The 19,276-nt window shown below is 69.0% G+C and carries 18 protein-coding genes and 1 riboswitch; of the genes, 5 read left to right on the top strand and 13 right to left on the bottom strand.

What is annotated here, in order from left to right:
• Positions 1–104: 104 nt before the first annotated feature.
• From atuD to VQ067_RS11085, 5 genes are all read left to right on the top strand, one after another.
• Positions 105–1,265, top strand: coding sequence for a citronellyl-CoA dehydrogenase (gene atuD, locus VQ067_RS11105; protein WP_003101733.1), 1,161 nt, complete (start codon positions 105–107; stop codon positions 1,263–1,265).
• Between the two features lie 20 nt (positions 1,266–1,285).
• Complete coding sequence (gene atuE, locus VQ067_RS11100; protein WP_003090995.1) at positions 1,286–2,080, top strand: isohexenylglutaconyl-CoA hydratase; 795 nt, start codon at positions 1,286–1,288, stop codon at positions 2,078–2,080.
• A 45-nt stretch (positions 2,081–2,125) separates the two neighbouring features.
• The gene (gene atuF / locus VQ067_RS11095) at positions 2,126–4,111 is read left to right on the top strand and encodes a geranyl-CoA carboxylase subunit apha (RefSeq protein WP_023095412.1); all 1,986 of its coding nucleotides are present in this window, start codon (positions 2,126–2,128) and stop codon (positions 4,109–4,111) included.
• A gap of 51 nt (positions 4,112–4,162) precedes the next feature.
• A complete protein-coding gene (locus tag VQ067_RS11090) occupies positions 4,163–4,987 on the top strand; it encodes an SDR family oxidoreductase (RefSeq protein ID WP_033990830.1) in 825 nt (274 codons plus the stop codon).
• Positions 4,988–5,149: 162 nt separating this feature from the next.
• Positions 5,150–6,976 carry a long-chain-acyl-CoA synthetase gene (locus VQ067_RS11085; RefSeq protein ID WP_003138713.1) on the top strand — a complete coding sequence of 609 codons (1,827 nt, stop codon included), beginning with the start codon at positions 5,150–5,152 and terminating at the stop codon, positions 6,974–6,976.
• A gap of 13 nt (positions 6,977–6,989) precedes the next feature.
• On the opposite strand, the gene VQ067_RS11080 is transcribed toward VQ067_RS11085, so the two are convergent.
• The 13 genes from VQ067_RS11080 to cobG all read right to left on the bottom strand — a co-directional run bounded on the left by VQ067_RS11080 (position 6,990) and on the right by cobG (position 18,876).
• Entirely contained in the window at positions 6,990–7,412 is a 423-nt protein-coding gene (locus tag VQ067_RS11080; protein WP_003091000.1) for a hypothetical protein, read from the bottom strand.
• A 345-nt stretch (positions 7,413–7,757) separates the two neighbouring features.
• Positions 7,758–8,522, bottom strand: a complete 765-nt coding sequence (gene sbrR, locus VQ067_RS11075) for an anti-sigma factor SbrR (RefSeq protein WP_033990828.1) — start codon at positions 8,520–8,522, stop codon at positions 7,758–7,760.
• On the bottom strand, positions 8,519–9,103 hold the full coding sequence (gene sbrI, locus VQ067_RS11070; RefSeq protein WP_003119848.1) for an ECF family RNA polymerase sigma factor SbrI: 585 nt from the start codon (positions 9,101–9,103) through the stop codon (positions 8,519–8,521). Before sbrI ends, sbrR begins: the two co-directional genes overlap by 4 nt.
• 327 nt (positions 9,104–9,430) lie before the next feature.
• A complete protein-coding gene (locus VQ067_RS11065) occupies positions 9,431–10,870 on the bottom strand; it encodes an aminotransferase-like domain-containing protein (RefSeq protein WP_003091003.1) in 1,440 nt (479 codons plus the stop codon).
• A gap of 221 nt (positions 10,871–11,091) precedes the next feature.
• Entirely contained in the window at positions 11,092–11,460 is a 369-nt protein-coding gene (locus VQ067_RS11060) for a hypothetical protein (protein ID WP_003091004.1), read from the bottom strand.
• Positions 11,461–11,546: 86 nt separating this feature from the next.
• Entirely contained in the window at positions 11,547–12,185 is a 639-nt protein-coding gene (locus VQ067_RS11055; RefSeq protein WP_003091005.1) for a response regulator transcription factor, read from the bottom strand.
• Positions 12,186–12,378: 193 nt separating this feature from the next.
• The gene (locus VQ067_RS11050) at positions 12,379–13,188 is read right to left on the bottom strand and encodes an OmpA family protein (RefSeq protein WP_003091007.1); all 810 of its coding nucleotides are present in this window, start codon (positions 13,186–13,188) and stop codon (positions 12,379–12,381) included.
• The gene (locus VQ067_RS11045; protein ID WP_003091008.1) at positions 13,188–13,547 is read right to left on the bottom strand and encodes a DUF4398 domain-containing protein; all 360 of its coding nucleotides are present in this window, start codon (positions 13,545–13,547) and stop codon (positions 13,188–13,190) included. The genes VQ067_RS11050 and VQ067_RS11045 overlap by 1 nt, the downstream gene beginning before the upstream one ends.
• Complete coding sequence (locus tag VQ067_RS11040; RefSeq protein WP_003091009.1) at positions 13,544–14,392, bottom strand: substrate-binding periplasmic protein; 849 nt, start codon at positions 14,390–14,392, stop codon at positions 13,544–13,546. Before VQ067_RS11040 ends, VQ067_RS11045 begins: the two co-directional genes overlap by 4 nt.
• A gap of 69 nt (positions 14,393–14,461) precedes the next feature.
• Positions 14,462–16,141, bottom strand: a complete 1,680-nt coding sequence (gene cobJ / locus VQ067_RS11035) for a precorrin-3B C(17)-methyltransferase (protein ID WP_033958127.1) — start codon at positions 16,139–16,141, stop codon at positions 14,462–14,464.
• Positions 16,134–16,886: a precorrin-2 C(20)-methyltransferase gene (locus tag VQ067_RS11030; RefSeq protein ID WP_074241074.1), complete on the bottom strand. Its 753-nt coding sequence runs from the start codon at positions 16,884–16,886 to the stop codon at positions 16,134–16,136. Before VQ067_RS11030 ends, cobJ begins: the two co-directional genes overlap by 8 nt.
• Positions 16,883–17,509, bottom strand: a complete 627-nt coding sequence (locus tag VQ067_RS11025; RefSeq protein WP_003107929.1) for a precorrin-8X methylmutase — start codon at positions 17,507–17,509, stop codon at positions 16,883–16,885. Before VQ067_RS11025 ends, VQ067_RS11030 begins: the two co-directional genes overlap by 4 nt.
• A complete protein-coding gene (gene cobG / locus VQ067_RS11020) occupies positions 17,506–18,876 on the bottom strand; it encodes a precorrin-3B synthase (RefSeq protein ID WP_033958118.1) in 1,371 nt (456 codons plus the stop codon). The genes VQ067_RS11025 and cobG overlap by 4 nt, the downstream gene beginning before the upstream one ends.
• A gap of 90 nt (positions 18,877–18,966) precedes the next feature.
• Positions 18,967–19,217, bottom strand: a riboswitch (cobalamin riboswitch).
• Positions 19,218–19,276 lie beyond the last annotated feature (59 nt).

Genomic DNA, 19,276 nt, shown 5'->3' with positions numbered 1-19,276 from the left:
AGCCGGCGACAGCCCCTCTCCCCGCTCTCCCTGAAGGAAGAGGGTTGGGAGAGAGCAAGCGGATCCTGCCGGAAAACAATGATGCCCAGGAGGAAAGACAACCCATGATCTTCACCCAGGAACACGAGGAACTCCGCCGCACCGTTCGCAGCTTCGTCGAGCGGGAAATCAACCCCAACGTCGACCAGTGGGAAAAGGACGGCCGCTTCCCGATCCACGAGATCTTCCGCAAGGCCGGCGAACTCGGCCTGCTGGGCATCTCCAAGCCGGAGAAGTTCGGCGGCATGGGCCTGGACTACAGCTACTCGATCGTCGCCGCCGAGGAATTCGGCAGCATCACCTGCGGCGGCATCCCGATGGCCATCGGCGTGCAGACCGACATGTGCACCCCGGCCCTGGCCCGCTTCGGTTCCGACGAGTTGCGCGAGGAGTTCCTCCGCCCGGCCATCGCCGGCGAGATGGTCGGCTGCATCGGCGTCTCCGAGGTCGGCGCCGGCTCCGACGTCGCCGGCCTGAAGACCACCGCGCGCAAGGACGGCGACGACTATGTGATCAACGGCAGCAAGATGTGGATCACCAACTCGCCGTCGGCCGACTTCATGTGCCTGCTCGCCAATACCTCCGACGACAAGCCGCACGTCAACAAGTCGCTGATCGTGGTCCCGATGAAGACCCCGGGCATTACCCTCAGCCCGCACCTGGACAAGCTCGGCATGCGCAGTTCGGAGACCGCCCAGGTGTTCTTCGATAACGTCCGCGTACCGCAGCGCAACCGCATCGGCGCGGAAGGCGCCGGCTTCATGATGCAGATGCTGCAGTTCCAGGAAGAACGGCTGTTCGGCGCGGCCAACATGATCAAGGGCCTGGAGCACTGCATCGACGTCACCATCGAGTATTGCAAGGAGCGCAGGACCTTCGGCCAGCCGCTGATCGACAACCAGGTCATCCACTTCCGCATGGCCGAGATGATGACCGAGGTCGAGGCGCTGCGCGCCCTGGTCTACCAGGCCACCGAGCTGTACGTGAAAGGCAGGGACGTGACGCGCCTGGCTTCCATGGCCAAGCTCAAGGCCGGCCGCCTCGGCCGCGAGGTCAGCGACGCCTGCCTGCAGTACTGGGGCGGCATGGGCTTCATGTGGGACAACCCGGTCTCCCGCGCCTACCGCGACACCCGCCTGGTATCCATCGGCGGCGGTGCCGACGAGATCATGCTCGGCATCATCTGCAAGCTGATGGGCATCCTGCCGGGCAAGAAGAAAGGCTGACGTTCCAGGAGGAAACCGGCATGAGCCTGCCGCATTGCGAGACCCTGCTGCTGGAACCCGTCGAGGGCGTCCTGCGGATCACCCTGAACCGCCCGCAAAGCCGCAACGCCATGAGCCTGGCGATGGTCGGCGAACTGCGCGCGGTGCTCGCCGCCGTGCGCGACGACCGTAGCGTGCGGGCGCTGGTGCTGCGCGGCGCCGACGGGCACTTCTGCGCCGGCGGCGACATCAAGGACATGGCCGGTGCCCGCGCCGCCGGGGCGGAAGCCTACCGCACGCTGAACCGCGCCTTCGGCAGCCTGCTGGAGGAAGCCCAGGCCGCCCCGCAACTGCTGGTGGCGCTGGTAGAAGGCGCGGTGCTCGGCGGCGGTTTCGGCCTGGCCTGCGTGTCGGACGTAGCGATCGCCGCCGCCGATGCGCAGTTCGGCCTGCCGGAAACCAGCCTCGGCATTCTCCCGGCGCAGATCGCGCCTTTCGTGGTCCGCCGCATCGGCCTGACCCAGGCCCGCCGCCTGGCCCTCACCGCCGCCCGCTTCGACGGCCGCGAGGCACTGCGCCTGGGCCTGGTGCATTTCTGCGAGGCCGACGCCGATGCCCTCGAACAGCGCCTGGAGGAAACCCTCGAGCAACTGCGCCGCTGTGCGCCGAACGCCAACGCCGCCACCAAGGCCCTGTTGCTGGCCAGCGAAAGCGGCGAACTCGGCGCCCTGCTGGACGATGCGGCGCGCCAGTTCGCCGAAGCGGTGGGCGGCGCCGAAGGCAGCGAAGGCACCCTGGCCTTCGTACAGAAACGCAAGCCGGTCTGGGCCCAGTGAGCCACGACCGCGAAACAGGGCAACAGCCTCCAGGAGCCGAACGACATGCCCAGCTTCAACAAGATCCTCGTCGCCAACCGCGGTGAAATCGCCTGCCGGGTGCTGCGCACCGCTCATGAACTGGGCTACCGCAGCGTCGCCGTGTACAGCGAGGCGGACGCCGACGCCCGCCATGTGCAACTGGCCGACGAGGCCGTGTGCATCGGCCCGGCAGCGGTGGCGCAGTCCTACCTGAACCTCGAGGCGATCCTCGACGCCGCCCGTCGCAGCGGCGCCGAGGCGATCCACCCCGGCTACGGCTTCCTCTCCGAGAACGCCGAGTTCGCCCGTGCCTGCGAAGCCGCCGGGATCGTCTTCATCGGCCCGGATGCGGAAGCCATCCACCTGATGGGCAGCAAGCGCCTGTCGAAGATCGCCATGCTCGCCGCCGGGGTGCCGTGCATCCCCGGCTACGAAGGCGCCGAACAGGACGACGCGACCCTGCGGCGCGAGGCCGAACGCATCGGCTACCCGCTGATGATCAAGGCCAGCGCCGGCGGCGGCGGCCGCGGCATGCGCCTGGTGGAGGAACCCGGCCAACTGCTGGAACAGTTGCGCACTGCGCGCTCGGAAGCGCTGGGCGCCTTCGGCAGCGCCGAGCTGATCCTGGAGAGGGCCGTGCCGCGCCCGCGCCACGTGGAGATCCAGGTGTTCGGCGACCGCCACGGCAACCTGCTCTACCTCGGCGAACGCGACTGCTCGGTGCAGCGCCGCCACCAGAAGGTCATCGAGGAAGCCCCCTGCCCGGTGCTCGATGCCGACCTGCGTCGCGCCATGGGCGAGGCGGCGGTGAAGGCCGCGGCCTCGGTCAACTACGTGGGCGCCGGCACCGTCGAGTTTCTTCTCGGCGAGGATGGTCGCTTCTACTTCCTGGAGATGAATACCCGCCTGCAGGTCGAACACCCGGTCACCGAACTGGTCACCGGCCAGGACCTGGTGGCCTGGCAGATCCGCGTCGCCGAGGGCCATCCGCTGCCGCTGCGGCAGGAGCAGGTGGAACTGCGCGGGCACGCCATCGAGGTCCGCCTCTACGCCGAGGACGCCGGTCGCGGCTTCCTGCCGCAGACCGGCACGGTGCTGCGCTGGGACCCGGAACTGCTGCCCGGCGTACGCATCGACCATGGCCTGGTCGAGGGGCAGGCGGTGACGCCCTTCTACGACCCGATGCTGGCCAAGCTGATCGCCTACGGGGCGACCCGCGACGAAGCCCGGCGCAAGCTGATCCGCGCACTGGAGCGCTGCGTGCTGCTGGGGGTCGACGGCAACCAGCGGTTCCTCGCCAACCTCCTGGCGCATCCGGACTTCGCCGCCGGCGAGGCGACCACCGCCTTCATCGGCGAACGCTTCGCCGAAGACCCCAGCCTGCAACCGCGCCAGCCGGGCGCCGAGGAACTGGCCCTGGCCGCCGCCCTGCTCTACCAGGCCGGCGCCGAGGCCAGTGCTCACCAGCCCGGCCTGGCCGGCTGGCGCAGCGCCGCCGGGGCACCGTGGAAGATCGTCCTGAAGCACGCCGAACAGCGCCTGGAGATCGGCCTGGAGGTCCTCGAAAGCGGTCGCCGGCCGCGACTGCTGGCGCGCCTGGAGCGACGCGAGATCGCCGTGCGCCTGCTCGACTGCGACGGACGCTGGGCCAGCGCCGAACTCGACGGCATTCGCCGCCGCCACGCCTACCACCTGGACGGCGGGCGCCTCTGGCTATACGGCCACGGCGGCAACCTCGAACTGCTCGACGTCACCCACGCCGGCGCCAGCGCCCAGGTCGGCGCCAGTTCCGGCACGCTCAAGGCGCCGATGGACGGCGCCATCGTCGAGGTGCTGGTCGGCGAGGGCGAACGGGTCGGCAAGGGCCAACTGCTGCTGGTGCTGGAGGCAATGAAGATGGAACACCCGCTGAAGGCCGGAGTCGACGGCGTGGTCCGCCGCGTCCAGGTCGGCCGTGGCGAGCAGGTGCGCAACCGGCAGGTGCTGGTCGAGGTGGAAGCCGACGCCTGAGACACCCCGCCGCTCATCCGCAACGACAACGACAAGAAAACGGAGACGCCCATGTCACTGCACGGCAAGACCCTGTTCATCACCGGCGCCAGCCGCGGCATCGGCCGGGAGATAGCCCTGCGCGCCGCGCGCGATGGCGCCAACCTGGTGATCGCGGCGAAGAGCGCCGAGCCGCATCCGAAGCTGGAAGGCACCATCTTCAGCGTCGCCGCCGAGGTCGAGGCCGCCGGCGGCCAGGCCCTGCCGCTGCAACTCGACGTGCGCGACGAGCAGGACGTGGCGGCGGCCATGGCCCGCGCCGCCGAACGCTTCGGCGGGATCGACGCGCTGGTCAACAACGCCGGGGCGATCCGCCTGGTCGGGGTGGAGAAGCTGGAGCCCAAGCGCTTCGACCTGATGTACCAGATCAACACCCGCGCGGTGCTGGTCTGCAGCCAGGCCGCCCTGCCCTACCTGCGCAGGAGCGCCAACGGCCACATCCTCAGCCTGTCGCCGCCGATCAACCTGGCCGGCAGGTGGTTCGCCCAGCACGGCCCCTACACGGTCACCAAGTACGGCATGAGCATGCTTACCCTGGGGATGCACGAGGAGTTCGGGAAATACGCCATCAGCGTCAACGCGCTGTGGCCGAAGACCATGATCGCCACCGCCGCCATCGAGTTCGAGCTGGGCAGCCGTGACGCCTTCCGCCGCGCGCGCACCCCGGCGATCATGGCCGACGCCGCGCACGCCATTCTCACCAGCGAGGGGCGCAGCCTCAGCGGGCGCCTGCTGGTCGACGAGGAATTGCTGCGCGAGCGCGGCCAGAGCGATTTCGAGCAGTACCGCTACGACCCGGAGGGTGGCGCGCTGGTGCCCGACCTGTTCCTCGACTGAGGTCTCCGACGAAAGGCGCGCGGCGCTCTGCGGCGGGCTTCCGGGCTATTTGCCGAAGTGCCCCGGGGCGACCGCGCAACGGTCATAGCCGAGGCGGCGGCTGCGGTCTAGAGTCGCGGGAGCGTCCTACGCCCCGCACAACAACGACAAAGCGCGAGAGCCATGACCCACGCCGACCTGATCACTTTCAACCGTTTCGTTGCCCGCCTGCCTGCCACCTTCGGCCGCGTGCCGCGCATGCTGCGCGGCCTGTACTACACCGCGATCCGTAACCGCGAGAAGAGCCTGTCCCTGGGCTGGGCGCTGGAGCGCGCGGCACGCCTGTACCCGGACAACCCGGCGGTGCTCGACGGCCAGCGGCGGATCAGCTACGCCCTGTTCAACGGCTGGGCCAATCGCCTGGCGCGCGCCTTCAAGGCCGAGGGCGTAGGCCACGGCAGCGTGGTCGCGGTGATGCTGGAGAACCGCGTCGAGCTGCTGGCGATCCTCGCCGCCCTGGCCAAGCTCGGCGCCATCGGCGCACTGGTCAACACCACCCAGCGCGGCAAGGTCCTGGTGCACAGCCTGAACCTGGTGAAGCCCGGCCACTTCGTGGTCGGCGAAGAGTTGCGCGAGGTGTTCGAGGAAGTCCGCCAGGAGGTGCTCGGCAACGCCGGCCATTGCTACTGGGTCGACGACGGCGACACCCTCGGCGATCCCGGCTCGCCGCCGATGGGCTGGCGCAACCTGATGCGCCTGGCCCAGGGACAGACCTCGGAGAACCTCGAGGACACCGGCAGGGTGCGGCTCAAGGACTCCTGCTTCTACATCTACACCTCCGGCACCACCGGCCTGCCGAAAGCCTCGATCATGAGCCACGGCAAGTGGATCAAGGCCTACGGCGGCTTCGGCCATTCCGGCCTGGGCCTGGGCCGCGACGACGTGCTCTACCTGACCCTGCCCTGCTACCACAACAACGCCGTGACCGTCTGCTGGAGCGCGGCGCTCGCCGGCGGCGCGGCCATGGCCCTGCGCCGCAAGTTCTCCGCCAGCGGTTTCTGGAAGGACGTGCAGCACTACCGGGCGACCTGCTTCGGCTACATCGGCGAGCTCTGCCGCTACCTGCTGAACCAGCCACCGTGCGCCGAGGAACGCGGCAATAGCCTGACCTGCATGATCGGCAACGGCCTGCGCCCGTCGATCTGGGCCGAGTTCAAGCAACGCTTCGAGATCCAGCGGATCACCGAGTTCTACGCTTCCAGCGAAGGCAACATCGGCTTCACCAACGTATTCAATTTCGACAATACGGTGGGCTTCTCCCCAGCCACCTACGCCATCGTCCGCTACGACCTGGAGAACGACCGCCCGGTGCGCGACGCCAAGGGCTTCATGGAGAAGGTCGGCAAGGGCGAGGTCGGCCTGCTGATCAGCGAGATCAGCGCGAAGTGGCCGTTCGACGGCTACACCGATCCGGCCAAGAGCGAAGCGGTGATCCTCCGCGACGTGTTCAAGAAGGGCGACGCCTGGTTCAACACCGGTGACCTGATGCGCGACATCGGTTTCAAGCACACCCAGTTCGTCGACCGTCTCGGCGACACCTTCCGCTGGAAGGGCGAGAACGTTTCCACCACCGAGGTGGAAAACGCTCTCGGCGCCTTCGACGGGGTCGAAGATGCGGTGGTCTACGGCGTGGAGATTCCCGGCACCAACGGCCGCTGCGGGATGGCCGCACTGCGCCTGGCCGATGGCGTCGAACTGGACCGCGACGCCCTCGCCGCGCACCTCGACCGCGAGTTGCCGGCCTATGCCACGCCGGTGTTCCTGCGCCTGCTGCGCGAAGTCGAGACCACCGGCACCTTCAAGTACAAGAAGACCGACCTCAAGCGCGACGCCTACGATCCCGCGCGGGTGAGCGACAAACTCTTCGTCAGGTTGCCCGGCAGCGCCGGCTACCAGCCGTTGGACGCGGAGCTGTACCAGGCGTTGCAGGAGCAGCGCTACCGCTTCTGAGCGCCGGGGCGGCCTACTGGCGGAACTCGAACTGCAACTCGGCCCCTTCCAGGGGCCGCGACACGCCCAGTTCGCGGTCGCGATAGAGCAACTGGCCGTTGAGGCGGAAGTCGCTGTCGTCCTTTTCCTCGAACATCGGCGGCAACAGCGGCTTGGGCTTATGGGTCTCTTCCGTGCCGGGCGGCGCCATCTTCTGCACCAGTTCCTTCGGCAGGCGCAGGTCCAGCTTGGCGCTCGGCAGCGGCTTGCGCACCTCGGGGTCGAGACGAGCGGTGGAAGCGCGCTTCGCCGGCGCCGGCTTGTCCTTGGCGACCGGCCTGCTGGCCGGCTTCGGCGGCGCAGCCGCAGGCTTCGGCTTGGCCGGCGGCTTGGGTTCGGCAACCTGCTCCGCGGCTGGCGCGACCTTCTTCGAAGCTGTTTTCGGCGCGGCAGGCACGGCAGGCGCTGGCTCCGCTCGTGCAGGCTTCACTGGCTTGGCAGGGGCGCGCTGCTCCTGCGGCGGTGCTTCCGGGGCTTTCTTTTCCGGTGCCTTGGAGCCGTCATCACAGGCCGCCAGGAAGCAACCGAAAAGAACAACGACGCAAATTCGGCAAAGACGTTTCATAGTCACGCAGGTATGGCCAATTGCGGCAATGCTGACGGCAGACTGCAACCAAGGCAAGGGGTCACTATCGTCATCCTGGCACTCTCTCGGTTGTTCGCCCCATGTCTAACCTGTCATGCACGGATAACCGCTTGATGTCAGCCCGCGACGCCATCACGGCGTCGCGGGCCATGGTCGTCACGGCCGTTTCTTGGCGCTCGCGGCTATCGTCGCGAGGCGTTCCAGTCGTTCCACCAGGTTCTCTCCGGGGAAACGTTTCTGCAGCTCGGCCAACTGGGTCGCGGCCTGCTCCGTCTTGCCCTGCTCACGCAGTGCAAGGACCGCCCCGAGCGCCTCGTCGAGCACCTCCGGCTTCACCGCAACCGCCTTGCCCCTGGCCTGGGCGACGAAGTCGCCAGCCAGCTCCGCCTGGACCTTCGCCTGCTGCGCGGCCTGGGCCGGCGGTCGGTCGGCCAGGGCAACCGGAGCCGGCGGCGCGGCCTCGGCCATCAGTTGCGGCGCCTCCCCGGACGATGCGTAGCTGGCCAGCAAGGCCGGGGACTCCGACATCTCGCTGGACAGCGGAGCCGGCGCCGCCGGCGCGCGCATGGCCCGCTTCGCCGCAGCGGCCCCGGCGACTCCGTCGCGCAGGGGCACATCGCTGAACGCCACTTCGGGGCGGGCCTGGCGCTCGGCGTCGTCCAGCACGTTGTGGCTGACCAGCCCCAGCACCAGCGCCACGCCCAGCAGGCTGGCGAAGGCCGCCTGCCAACGCGGCCTGCGGGAGGCTTCCAGCCAGCGCCGCCACCAGGACCGGGCGGGTTCGACATGCGCCGCCTGGCGTCGCGCGGCGGCGAGGATCGCCTGGTCCAGCGCCGGCGCCGGCTGCTGCGGCGCGTGGGCGCGGAAATGCGCCAGCATCTGCTCTTCGGCGACGCTCGCGGAATGCTTCTGTGGGTTCATACCGCCACCTCCTCGGCCAGCAGCCGGCGCAGCTTCTGCACCGCGTAGCGGAAACGGCTCTTCACCGTCTCCAGCGGCGACTGGGTGAGCGTGGCGATCTCGGCCAGTTCCAGTTCGCCGTGGGCGCGCATCAGGAATACCTCGCGCTGTTCCTCGGGCAGGGTCTCCAGCGCGCTCTGCAAGCGCTCGCCGTCGCGGCTCAGGCTGAGCTGCTGCTCGGGGCCGGCGCCCTGGTCGGGTTGCGCGTGCAACTGTTCGTCGTAGCTGTCCTGCAACGGCTGGCGCTGGCCATGCTTGCGCCAATGATCGATCAAGCGGTTGCGGGCGATCTGGTAGAGCCAGGTGCGGAAGCTCGCCCGGCCCTGCGGCTGGCTCTCGCTGCGGATCAGGCTGAGCCAGGTTTCCTGGTAGATCTCGTCGGCCAGTTCGGTCTGTCCGGCCAGGCCGCAGAGAAAACGGTAGAGACCTTGCCGATGGCGCTGGTAGAGCACCTCGAAGGCCGCGCTGTCGCCCTTGCGGTAACGCGCCAGCAGCGTTTCGTCGCTGCCGGCGGCCGTCGTGGCGCTGGTGGAGGCATGCATGCCGCTGGTCGACTCCTGTCCTGTGTCAAAGGCGACCGAGAGCAGGCTCATCGGCCACATCCTTCGCGGCACGCATCGGCGTCGCCACGAAACGCCCGGGCCGTCGCCAGAAGCGCGGCCGGAGCGGCTATCGGTAGACATTTTCCAGCGTCGGACAGTTCGGCGAAAGTGCCGGTCCGGATGGAAGCCGGGAAAAACATCGAGACGACCTCGTCGTGCAGCGGAGATACCCGCTGAGACGAAGCTGTCGGTGGATTCGGGTTAATCCCCGGAAAAATTCTTCGCGGACTGCCACGGGCGCCCCTCAGCCAAGGGAGCGCCTCGCGCTCAGGCGGCGATCAGGCCTTCCTGGCAAAGCTGCCCGGCAAGCATGCCGAGGGTCATGATCGCCCGCTCCGCCTCGCGGTTCCAGGGAATCCCGCAGGTCAGCCGCAGGCAGTTGTTGAACTGCTCGGTGTTGCTGAAGATCAGCCCCGGGGCGATGCTGATGCCCTGCTCCAGGGCCCGCACGTGGAGTTCCTTGGTGTTGACCTTGGCCGGCAGGCTGACCCAGAGAATGAAGCCGCCCTTGGGCCGGGTCATCTGCGTACCTTCCGGGAAGTACTGCTGCACCGCCAACTGGTAGGCGGTCATGTTCTTCCGGTACTCCTGGCGGATGTAGCGCAGGTGGCGGTCGTAGCCGCCGTTCTCCAGGTAGGCGGCGACGCCCATCTGGGTCACGGTGCAAGCCGAATGGGTGGTGAAGGTCTGCAAGCGACGGATCTCCTCCTGGTAGCGCTCGGCGATGATCCAGCCGATGCGTACGCCGGGCGAGATGGTCTTGGAGAAACTCGAGCAGTAGATCACCCGGCCGTCGCGGTCGTGGGACTTGAGCGAGCGCGCCTGGCCCTGGTCGAACATCAGTTCGCCGTAGATGTCGTCCTCGACCACCCCGATGTTGTGTTCGGCGGTCAGTTTCAGCAGTTGCTTCTGGCGATCCTCGGGAATCGTCCCGCCGAAGGGATTGCTCAGCCGCGCGGTCAGCACCAAGGCCTTGATCGACCACTGGTTGGCCGCCAGTTGCAGCGCTTCCAGGCTGATCCCGGTGCGCGGGTCGCTGGGGATCTCGATGACCTTCAGGCCCAGCACGTCAGCCAGTTGCAGCAGGCCGTAGTAGCTCGGCGACTCGGTGGCGATCAGGTCGCCGGGACGGGTCAGCACCCGCAGGGCCATGTGGATCGCATCCACGCAGCCGTGGGTGATGGTCACCTGCGACGGGTCGACCACCACGCCGGCGTCGCGCATGCGGATCGCCACCTGCCGCCGGAGCGGCTCGAAACCGGGGCTGAACATGTAGCTGAACGCCCGTGGGCTCTGGAAGCGGGTGACCTTGGCCAGTTGCTGGTGCAAGGCGCGCACCGGCAGGTAGTCCACATGCGGCACCGCCGCGCCGAGCGGGAATACCCCTTCGCGGCGGGACTCGGCGAGCACCTGGTTGATGATGCTGCTGCGGGTGACCAGGCCGGGACGCTCGACCCGCGCGATATCCGGGGTCGGCGCGGTCAGCGCCGGGGTGCGGTGGACGTAGAAGCCGGATTGCGGACGGGCACGGATCAGTCCCTGGTCCTCGAGGGTGGCGTAGGCCTGCAGCACGGTGGCGTGGCTGACGTTCAACTGGGTGCTGAGCTTGCGCACCGACGGTACCCGCTCGCCCGGCTGGTAGACGCCACGGCGAATGTCCTCGGCCAACTGCTGGGCGATGCGTTGGTAAAGCAGCAGATTGGTCATGGCGGGTTTTCCTCGGCGATTGAACCGAAACAGTAGCTCAATTCGTGAAACTGCTCCAGAACAGTTCGGCCGACAACTAGGCATACAGTCGCAAAACTGTACGGGTCGGTCGCAGAGACGGCGCGTTTGCGAGGAAAAGAAAACCCGGTCGGTCGCCACCGGCCGGGTGCGGGCGGGAAATAGTCCGCCAAGAGCCGCCTGGGGAGCGGCCATAGGGAAAGTCAGAAACGCAACGCGTCCGCCGCCGCGCTCTCGCCGGTCGACGCTTGCCAGGCGAAGGGGCTTGGCGCCAGGCCGAGATCGCCGAACAGGCGGTAGTCCGGGACGGCGGCGGGCTGGCGGGAGGTCGGGGAAAAGTCATCGCGGCTGAGGCGGGTGACCAGAACCCGGGCCTGCACCTGCAATGCCACCAGGCTGAGGCTTTCCCGCGCCGTGCAGCCCGCCTCGCCGCACGCCACCGGCGAGTCCTCCAGCAGGAGTTCCTGGCGGCGTGCTTCGGCAACCGCGCGGAGTTCGGCGGCGAAGGACGGCTGGCACAGGCTCAGCAACAACGGCAGGACGAAACGGGCAAAGCGGGGCTGGCGGATCATGCGGATTCCTCGGCTGCGGCGGGATGGCTCCCGGGGGCTGGCGAGGATTGTTCCGCAACTGGCGGTCGAGATGTTTCGAACCCCGGTCAGGCGAGTTCGTGGAGCCAGTTCATCACGCCCAGGGCGATCAGTTCGGCGTCACTGTTGAGGCCTATCTTGACCATCGCGTTCTTCTTGTGGGTGCTGATGGTCGACACGCTGCGCATGGTCCGCTGGGCGATCTCGCTGACCGTGTCGCCACGCGCCAGGCGCCGGAGGATGTCCACCTCGGTTGGGCTCAGCGGCTTGCCGGTATGCCGCTGCGGGTGCAGGCCGGGGTCGAGGAAGGTCTGTCCGAGCGCCATGCACTCCAGCGCCGCCTTCAGCGTCTCCAGCGGGCTGCGCTTGCTGATGTAGGCCGAGGCGCCGCTGCGCAGGACCGCCTTGGCCAGCAACGGCGCGCTGAACACCGAGTAGACCATCACCTTCATTTGCGGGCAGTGCCGGGTCAGCCATTCCACCAGGTGGATACCGTCGCGGCTGCGCTGGCCAGGCAAGCCCAGCTCGGTGATCAGGATGCTTTCCGGCGGCAGGTCGGCCAGGCGCTCCACCAGGCTGTCGCTATCGCCGACCACCGCCAGCACCTGGCGTCCGCACTCCTCGCTGAGGTAGCGCTGCAGCGCCCACTGCATGACCGGGAAGGAATCGGCGATCACCAACCCCGGCAGGGTTTCGTTCGAACTCATGGCGCCTCTCTACTCGTTATAACGAAATACAAGGTGCTTATGCTGCACGGATTGCCGCTCGAACTAGTTCGATCCCGATGATAGCCCGCTCTTGCGCAAGTTCTGACAGAGGAATCCAGCGCCACCCGGTTCGCCAGACGAAAAAAGCCCCGGACCCTTTGGGGTACCGGGGCTTCCTGCGGCGGCGCGGTTCTCAGCGCGGCGCGCTGAGCTGGCCCTTGTCGTTGGAGAAGACGATCTCCACCCGGCGGTTCTGCGCCCGTCCCCGGTTGGAGGCGTTGTCGGTGACCGGGAAGGCTTCGCCGTAGCCGACCACCTGCATGCGCGCGGGATCCACGCCGAGATCGGCGAGCACGTCGGCCACCGCCTGGGCGCGCTCGCGCGACAGGTCGAGGTTGGCCTGCCTGTCGCCGACGCTGTCGGTATAGCCTTCGATGCGGATCACCCGCCGCGGATTGAGCTGGAGGAACTGCACCAGCTTCAGCGCGGTGCGGTTGGCCGCCGGCTTGAGTTCGGCGCGGTTGAAGTCGAACAGCACGTCGCCAAGGGTGAGCACCAGGCCACGCTCGGTTTCCTCGGTGCTGAGACTGGCGATCTCCTCGCTCAGGCGCTGGCCCTGCTCCTGCACGCTGAGCAGCTTGGCTTCGCGCAGGGCCAGTTGCAGGCGCTCGCGCTCCAGTTGCAGGCGGGTCAGGCGCTCCTGGTTGAGGTTGAGCAAGGCGTGCTGGCGAGCGATCTCGCTGTAGCGCTGGCTCAGGTAGGCATACTGGATCACGTCGCTGCTGCTGCCCCAGTAGCTGGACAGGCGTTCGGCGCGGGCCAGCGATTCGCCGGCGCGGATCACATCCTTGGGCGCCGCGCGGAGCACGTCGGAATCTTCCTTGACCTGGTCGAACTCGCTCTGCGCCTTGGCCAGCGACTGTTCGCTGAGCTTGTGGTCGGCGCAGCCAGCCAGCGCGGCGCAGGCCAGCAGGGTGGCGAAGAGAGTCGCTTTGCCCGGCATCAGTCGGTCTCCCCCAGTTGCTTGCGCAGACGTTTCAGGCTCTTGTCCAGCTCGCCGAGCTGGTCCTTGCTCTTCTGCGTCAGCACCTTGGACTCGGCGAGGCGTGCGTCCAGCTCGGCCTGCTCGGCCAACAGGCGCGCCTTCTTGTAGGACTCCGCGGTCATCGCGATCTGCGCCGCGGCGTACTTGTCCTGGGCCAGTTTCAGCTCGGCCACGTCGTCGGTGGCACCCACCGCCTTGGCCTGCTCCAGCGCCTGTTCGGTCAGGCGCATCTGCTCCAGCGGAGCCGGGTCGTTGCTCGCACAACCGCTCAGGGTCAGCGCGGCGAGGCCTGCGGCCATCATCCATCGAATGCTCACAAGTCACTTTCCTGCGTAGTCGAACTGGCGCCGGAAGCCGGCAATTGCTGGGCTTTCCAGCGTTCGAGATTGTCCTGCAAGAGCGTTACGGGAACGCCGGCAGCCGACAATTCTGTCATCTTTTTCGCCAGTTGTCCGCGCAGCCACGGATCGTTGCAAGCGGAGTTGTGCGACAGCGTCAGGTACAGCCCCTCGCTGCTCAGCACCGGTTCCAGCGCCTCCAGGTCGTCGGCCATGCCCAGCGCCTCGACCTGAGCCTGCCCGGGCAGCGCCTGGTAGAGGAGGAACTCGCTGCGTTTGAGCATCAGGTCCTGCAAGCCCTGGGTCAGGCTCGGCACCGGCTTCAGGTCGAGGCTGGCCTTGGCGAAACGGTCGAACTCCTCGCCCAGGCTGCTGCCGGCCAGCACGCTGCCCTTGTGCCCGATCAGGTCGTCGCGGCCGATGAACGGGAACGCGGCGTCCTTGTTCACCCAGACCACCCCGCTGGTCATCAGGAACGGCGGATGCACGTAGTCCATGCTGCCGAGCCGTGCCAGAGTCAGGTAGGCTCCGGCGAGCAGGTCGGCGCGACCGCTGGTCACCTCTTCCTGGGCCTTCTCCCAGGAGCCGCTGTAGAGCACGTCGATGCGCACGCCAAGTTCCTTGCCCAGGCGCTGCAACAGGTCGGCATTGGCTCCGATCAGGCGCTTCGGATCCTGCGGGTCGCGCCACAGGTAGGGTGGGTACTCCGGGTTGCCGGTGGCCACCAGGCGCTCGCAGGAGCCGGCCGCCGCGGCCAGCCCCGGAACGAACAGCGCCGCCAGCAGGATGCCGGCCAGGCGGCACGGGGAACAGCGAAAGGACATGGATTCAGGCTCCGCGGTACAGGGATGCGCGCAGCAGTCTGCCACATTTCCGCGCGCGCTCCCGCCCCGCTATTCCGATGGGTACCAGCGCGGCGTGTAGACCCAGGCTTCGCCGTCGGCGCGCGGGAAGCTGCGGGTAGTGGACGAGCCGATGATCACCAGGGTGCGCATGTCCACCTGCTCCGCACGCAGCTCGCCCAGTGTGGTGCGCAGCAGGCGCTCGCCGGGCCGCCCGATGTCGCGACCGAGCACTACCAGGGTCTGCGGCGAACGATGGCGGGCGACGATCTCCAGCGCCCGTCCCAGTTGCCAGGGCCGCGCCCGCGAGATCGGATTGTAGAAAGCCATCGCCAGGTCGGCGGCGCCGGCCAGGTCGAGGCGCCGCTCGATCACCTCCCAGGGCTTGAGGTTGTCGGACAGCGACAGCAGGCAGAAATCGTGGCCCAGAGGCGCCCCCGCCCTGGCCGCGGTGGCCAGGGCCGCCGAGACACCAGGGAAGATCCGCAGCTCGACCGCGTCCCAGGCCGGCTCGCCAGCGCCATGCAGGGCTTCCAGCACCGCGGCGGCCATGGCGAACACGCCGGGGTCGCCGGACGATACCAGCACCACCGCCCTGCCCGTCGCCGCCAGTTCGAAGGCATGCCGGGCGCGCTGCAATTCCTCGCGGTTGTCGCTGCCATGCAGCACCTGTCCGGCGCGGAAGGGTCCGGCCATGTCGACGTAGGTCTGGTAGCCGAGGATGTCCTCGGCCTCGTCCAGTGCCCGCCGCGCCGCAGGCACCATCAGCTCGGCGCAGCCGGGCCCCAGGCCGATCACCGTGAGTCGGCCGCGACGCTGGCCGATGCGGTCCATCGCCAGGGGCGCAGCGGCCACCGCCAGCCGGTCGCCGACCTGCTCGGCGGCGGGCAAGGCCTGGCGCAGGCGCGCAGCGGGATCGGTCTGCGGCAGGAAGCGCAGCGGTACGCCGAGCGCATCGGCGGCGGCCTGCAGGCGCGGATCGGCCATCCGCGCGCTGTCGGCCAGCAAGCCGCCGAGCGCCGCCGCGGCCAGGCCGGCATCGACCAGCGCCTGGCGCACCGCGTCCGCCGCCGCGTCGGCAGGTTCGAGCGCCGCCAGCACGCAGCGCGGATGGATCAGCAGTTCCTCGGCCCGCGGCGCACGCGCCGAGGGCGTCACGTGAATCGCCAGCGCTGCCTCCGGGTCGCGCGGCAAACGGGCCGCGTCGAGCCAGCCGGCGGCACCCTCGACGCGCACCGGCTGGCCACCGAGCAAATCGGCAACGAAGCGCTTGCCCTGCTCCAGGTCGGCCAGGACATAACCGGCGGGCGGGTTGAGCACGCAGGTGCCGAAGCGCAGCTCGCCGCTGGTGGTGATCGCCGGCGCCACGGCCAGCACCTCGCCGATTTCCCGCGCCAGCCGGTTGACCCCGGCCAGCCCGCCGAGCAGCGGCACCACCGCGCTGCCGTCCTCGGCCAGGGCCAGCACCGGCGGCTCCGCTCCCTTGCGTTGCAACAACGGCGCCAGGCTGCGAATGACGATGCCGGCGGCGCACAGGGCGACGATCGGGCGGTCGGCGCAATACAATTCGCGCAGGGTGTCACCGAAATCCGTATAGGAACGGTCGGCCTCGACCCGCCCGGCGAGCCCATGGACCAGCGCTCCGGGATAGCGAGCCTGGACCCGCCGCGCGGTATCCAGCGCGCCCTGGCCGAGGATGACGATGGCCGGAACCTGCTGGGCGTCACTCACCGCCGGCCCCTCCCTGCCACTTGTCGCCGGGAACGACGATCAGCGAGAAGTACGGCGAGGCCATCGGCTCCACCCGTTCCAACGGCACGATCCGCTGGTTGGCCATGGTCGCCCGCTCGACGTACAGCGCGCGGCGCTCGAGGCCAAGCTCGACCAGCACGCGGCGGACCTTGTCGAAATTGCGGCCGAGCTTCATCACCACCGCCGCGTCGGCATCCGCCAGGCGCCGGCGCAACTCCTCCTCGGGCAGCACTCCGGAGAGCACCGAGAGGCTCTGGTTGCGGTACACCAGCGGCGCACCGAGCACCGCCGCGCCGCCGAGCATCGAGCAAACGCCAGGCACCACTTCGCTTTCGTAGCGCGTCGCCAGGCGGTCGTGGAGGTACATGTAGGAACCGTAGAAGAACGGGTCGCCCTCGCAGATCACCGCCACGTCGCGGCCGGCGTCCAGGTGCGCGGCCAGTTGTGCGGCGGCGGTGTCGTAGAAATCGCTGATGATGGTCTCGTAGCACAGCGGCGGTTCCAGCTTCTCGGTGGTCACCGGATAGACCAGCGGCAGGCGCACTTGGGCCTGGTCCAGGTGCGCCTCAATGATGCCGAAGGCGTTGCCCTTCTTGCCCTTGGCCACGAAATAGCCGACCACCGGCGCCGCGCGCAGCAGGCGCAGGGCCTTGAGGGTGATCAGTTCGGGATCGCCGGGCCCGACGCCCAGGCCCAGCAGGCGGCCCTTCACGACACTCATCATTCGCGCTCCGTGGCCAGGGCGTTCACCGCCGCGGCGGCCATGGCGCTGCCGCCACGGCGACCGCGGACGATCACGTAGGGCACCCCGCGGCTATCGGCGGCGAGCATCTCCTTGGATTCCGCGGCGCCGACGAAGCCGACCGGGAAGCCCAGGATCAGCGCCGGTTTCGGCGCGCCGGCGTCGAGCATTTCCAGCAGGTAGAACAGCGCGGTCGGCGCGTTGCCGATCACCACCACGCTGCCCTCCAGGTGCTCGCGCCAGTGCTCCAGGGCCACCGCCGAGCGGGTATTGCCGAGTTCCGTGGCGAGCGCCGGCACGTCCGCTTCGTTGAGGGTGCAGATCACACGGTTGGCGGCGGGCAGCCGCGAGCGGGTCACGCCTTCGGCGACCATCCGCGCGTCGCAGAGGATCGCCGCGCCGGCGGCCAGCGCGGCGCGGCCGGCGGCGCCGGCGCCGGGCGAGAAGCGCAGGTCGTCGACCACGTCGACCATGCCGCAGGCGTGGATCACCCTGACCGCGAGCTTTTCCAGGTCGGCCGGGATGCCGGCGAGGTTCGCTTCGGCGCGGATGGTGGCGAACGACTGGCGATAAATCGCCTGGCCATCGCGGATGTAGTCAATCATGCGGGTTTTCCGGAAGTGGGCTGGGAAGGCAGGGCCGCCAGGTAATCGGCGGCCGTGGCGAAAGTCAGGCGGCTGGCCAGCAACTGGCCGAATCCGGGGTGGCATGGGTCGCGCCGGTACAGGTCGTAGAACCCGCCGCTGCGCGCCAGCAGGGTGAGCGGCGCGCGGTGGGCAGCGGCGCAGGACCGTTCGCAGCCGCACAGGTGCAGTTGCGGCAGGTCGCTGCGCGGGCCGAGGCGTTCGGCCAGGCGCAAGGCGTCGCCCTTGGTGTCGGCCAAGCCCCTGGCGCAGGCGCTGGAACCGCTGCAGGCGATCAGCCGCGCCAACGGCGCGTCGGGCTCGGTCAGCAGGCCGAGTCCGCGCAGGCCGAGCAGCGCCTGGTGGGCCTCGGCCTGCGCCAGGTTCGGCAGGAGCACGCCTTGCCAGGGGGTCAGGCGCAGGCTGCCGTCGCCATGGCGCTCGACCAGCTCGGCCAGGCCTTCCAGGCAAGCGCTGTCGAGCCGGCCGAGCGGCGCCGCCGCGCCGACCATCACCAGGCCCGGCTGGCGTTGCGGCTGGACGCCGAGATGACTCCACGGACGCCCCGGCGAACGCCGCCAGGCCGCCACCCGCTCGTCACGCCGCAGAGGGAAATCCAGGCGCGCCTGCAAGGCCTCCAGCAAGGGTTCTCCGGCCAGCTCCTGCAACAGGTGGCGCATCCGCGTCTGTTGCGGCTGGGCGCGTTCGAGGAACAGGTCGAGCAGCGCCAGCACCAGGGACTCGCCCCGCTCCGCCGGCAACGCCGCCAGGGGGCGGTCGCGGGCCGGGCAGCCGGCGAGTCCGAAGACCAGCGTCGCGGTCGGCGCCGCGGGCATCGGCGAGAGCCAGATGTCATGGGGATGTTCGAGCATCGCCAGGTCTTCGCCGCCGTCCAGCTGGATGGCGAACTTGGCCGACAGCGCGTGGTAGCGGCTGTCCGCCTGGAGCCGCAGCAACAGCCGAGCGGCCAGCGGGCGCACGTCCAGCGACAGGTGCGGATCGAGCCCGGCGGCCGGGCTGAGCATCAGGTTGCGCACGTCGTCGGCGCCGGCCAGGGACCCATGCCGGGGACCGAGGCCGGCGTCCAGCAGGCGGCGGACAAGCCGCTCTTCCTCGCCGCGACGGACGCCGCGCAATTGCAGGTTGGAACGGTTGGTCGCCTCGATCACGCCGCTGGCGCAATCCCGCGCCGCGGCCGCCACAGCGCGTGCCTGGGCGGCGTCCAGGCGACCGGCATCGAGCTTGATGCGGCAGATGCCGCCGTCCAGCGCCTGGACGATACGCAGCAGGCCGGGACAGGGTGACGGACGTGGTACGGGCAGGGGCGCCGGGGTCTGGTCGTCGTTCAAAAACGCTACTCGAATCGGCGTCGCGGCGACCGCACCGCTGTCCCCCAGGGACAGACCACGGCATCGGTACACCCCGCCCGATGTTGGCACTCGCGACTGGTTTCGGCGGCAGGTCTCCTGGCTCGCAGCCCGGCGTTCCACCCGGGGGAGGAACCTCCGCTTCACGCCGCCTTCCCGGTAATCCAGTGGCGAATGGCGCGAATACAGGCTGCATACAGTTGCGGGGGCAGCCACGGCTAGGCCCGGGCTTCGAAAAGACCGCGGCTCCGTGTTCCCTCTTCGGCCCTCGTTGGCCCCGCGCTAACGCGAAAGGGCCGGGCACCGACGAACGCGCTATTATGCCGCCCAGCCCGGGGCCGGGAAAACCCATTCCGTCCGGAAGCCGTCGCGGGCCCTTCAC

The sequence above is a fragment of the Pseudomonas sp. KBN12P06040 genome (assembly GCF_037574965.1).
Classification (GTDB): Bacteria; Pseudomonadota; Gammaproteobacteria; order Pseudomonadales; family Pseudomonadaceae; genus Pseudomonas; species Pseudomonas aeruginosa.
Note: the sequence above shows the minus strand (reverse complement) of the source record. Positions and strands in the feature narration are given on the sequence as shown.